2 protein-coding genes are annotated in these 2,304 nt (G+C 75.0%); one reads left to right on the forward strand and one right to left on the reverse strand.

Translation table 11 applies throughout. The features are described 5' to 3' along the window. Positions 1-45: 45 nt before the first annotated feature. Positions 46-729, reverse strand: a complete 684-nt coding sequence (locus AB0J68_RS31115; protein ID WP_354856163.1) for a hypothetical protein — start codon at positions 727-729, stop codon at positions 46-48. Positions 730-788: 59 nt separating this feature from the next. On the opposite strand from AB0J68_RS31115, the gene AB0J68_RS31120 reads away from it, so the two are divergent. Then, a complete protein-coding gene (locus AB0J68_RS31120) occupies positions 789-2,246 on the forward strand; it encodes a PLP-dependent aminotransferase family protein (protein WP_354856164.1) in 1,458 nt (485 codons plus the stop codon). Positions 2,247-2,304 lie beyond the last annotated feature (58 nt).

Raw genomic sequence — 2,304 nt, forward strand, 5'->3', positions numbered from 1 at the left:
GTTTCGACCATCGTGCGTGCCGGCCCGTGGACGGTCGGTGAGCGATCAGGCGGCCGGGGCGGGAGCGGCGCCCGGCGGGTCGCCCGCGGTGGCGCCCGGCGGGTCGCCGGCGGTCGCGTCCAGCGCGGGCACCGCGACGAGCGGGATGAAGAACTGCGCCAGTGGGCCGATGGCCAGCGCGTACGCGATGGTGCCCACGCCGACCGTGCCGCCGAGCAGCCAGCCCAGCGCGAGCACGGTGACCTCGATGACCGTGCGCACCAGGCGGATCGAGCGCCCGGGTCGGCGGGCGACGAAGCCGGTCATCAGCCCGTCGCGTGGACCCGGACCCAACTGGGCGCCGAGGTAGAGCGCGGTGGCCGCGCCGTTGGCGACGATCCCGGTGATCAGCAGAGCGATGCGGGCGCCGAGGGGGCCGCCGGTGGGCAGCAGGGCCAGGGTGGCGTCCACCACCAGGCCAATCACCACCACGTTGCTGACCGTGCCGAGGCCGGGCCGCTGGCGCAGCGGGATCCACAGCAGCAGCACCAGGGCGCCGACGCCGATGGTGACCGTGCCGAAGGAGAGCCCGGTCCGCTCGGACAACCCCTGGTGGAAGACGTCCCACGGGTCGAGGCCCAGGTCGGAGCGGATCATCAGGGCCATGCTGACCCCGTAGAGGACGAGCCCTGCGTAGAGCTGGGTGAGCCGTCGCACCGGCCGCTGCCGCAGATTGCCAATCAGTGCCATGCATGCCACCCTAGGTGCCAATCCTCCCGGAGGAAGAGGCCAATATCCGAGGAGTGGCCATGACAGCTCAGGTGCGAGGCGTCCAATTGGCCCGGTTGCTCGGGCAGTGGCACGCCCTGCCGGGCCGTCGTCGGAGTCCCGACTACGCCGCCCTGGCCGGCGCGGTGCGCGGCCTGCTCGCCGACGCCCGGCTCCCGCTGGGCGTGCGCCTCCCGGCGGAACGCGAGCTGGCCGAGGCGCTGCGGATCAGCCGCACCACGGTCACCGCCGCGTACCGGGAGCTGCGCGAGACCGGGCATCTGGCCAGCCGCCGGGGCGCCGGCAGCTGGACGATGCTCCCCGGCAACCACCGGGTCGCCAGCACCGGGCTGTGGACCCCGCTGGACGACCGGGAGATGATCGACCTCGGCGTCGCCGCGCTGGCGGCCCCGCCGCAGCTGCTCGCCGCCGCGCGGGCCGCCGCCGAGGATCTGCCCCGCTACCTGGGCGGGGCCGGCTACCACCCGACCGGGATCGGCGAGCTGCGCGCGGCGGTGGCCGCCGGCTACACCGCGCGGGGGTTGCCCACCTCGGCCGACCAGATCATGGTCACCAGTGGCACCCAGCACGCCCTGGACCTGGTGCTGCGCCTCGCCCTGGCGCCCGGCGGGAGCGTGCTCGTCGAATCCCCGACCTACCCCAACGCGCTCGCCGCGCTGGCCAGCCGGCGGGCCCGGATCACGACACACGGGCTGTCCTCCGACGCCGGTGGCTGGGAACCCGACCTGCTGCTGGGCAGCCTGCGGCAGACCCGGCCCAAGCTGGCGTACCTGATTCCGGAGTTCCAGAACCCGACCGGGCACCTGATGCCGTCCGCGTTGCGCGAGCAGGTGGTCGCCGCCGCCCACGCCGTCGGCACCGACCTGATCGTCGACGAGTCCTTCGTGGACCTGCCGCTGGACGACACCGAGCTGCCCCCGCCCACGGCCACATTCGACCGGCACTCCCGGGTGGTGAGCATCGGGGGGATGAGCAAGCCGTACTGGGGTGGCCTGCGCATCGGCTGGGTACGCGCCTCCGCGCCGCAGGTGCAGCGGCTGGCCGCCGTCCGGGTCGGCGTGGACATGTCCAGCCCGGTGCTCGACCAGCTGGTCGCGGTGCACCTGCTCAACGACGCGGCGGCCATCGTCGCCGCCCGCCGGGCCCAGCTCACCGCCCAGCGCGACGCGTTGCTGGCCGCGCTGGCGCACCGACTTCCGGACTGGCGGGTGACCGTGCCGCGCGGCGGCGTGACCCTCTGGGCCGAACTGGACGGCCCGGTCTCCAGCGCGCTCGCCCGCGCCGCCGAGGAGGTCGGTGTCCGGCTCGCGCCCGGCCCCCGGTTCGGTCTGGACGGCACCCTGGAACGCTTCCTGCGGCTGCCGTTCACCCTGCCGGCCGCCGACCTGGTGGAGGCCGTGGAGCGGATCGCCACGGTCCGCTACGACCTGGACCGGACCGGCCGGCAGCGATGGCGGGAGCCGTCCGTCATCGCCTGAGCCCGGCCGGCCCCCCCGGTCGACGCGCCGGTGGCCCCACACCCGAGCGGGTGCGAGG

Source organism: Micromonospora sp. NPDC049580, from assembly GCF_040675595.1.
Lineage (GTDB): Bacteria > Actinomycetota > Actinomycetes > Mycobacteriales > Micromonosporaceae > Micromonospora.

Bases quoted from the DNA above. Each gene is read 5' to 3' on its own strand.
- AB0J68_RS31115 (WP_354856163.1), bottom strand. From the start codon at position 729: ATGGCACTGATTGGCAATCTGCGGCAGCGGCCGGTGCGACGGCTCACC.
- AB0J68_RS31120 (WP_354856164.1), top strand. From the start codon at position 789: ATGACAGCTCAGGTGCGAGGCGTCCAATTGGCCCGGTTGCTCGGGCAG.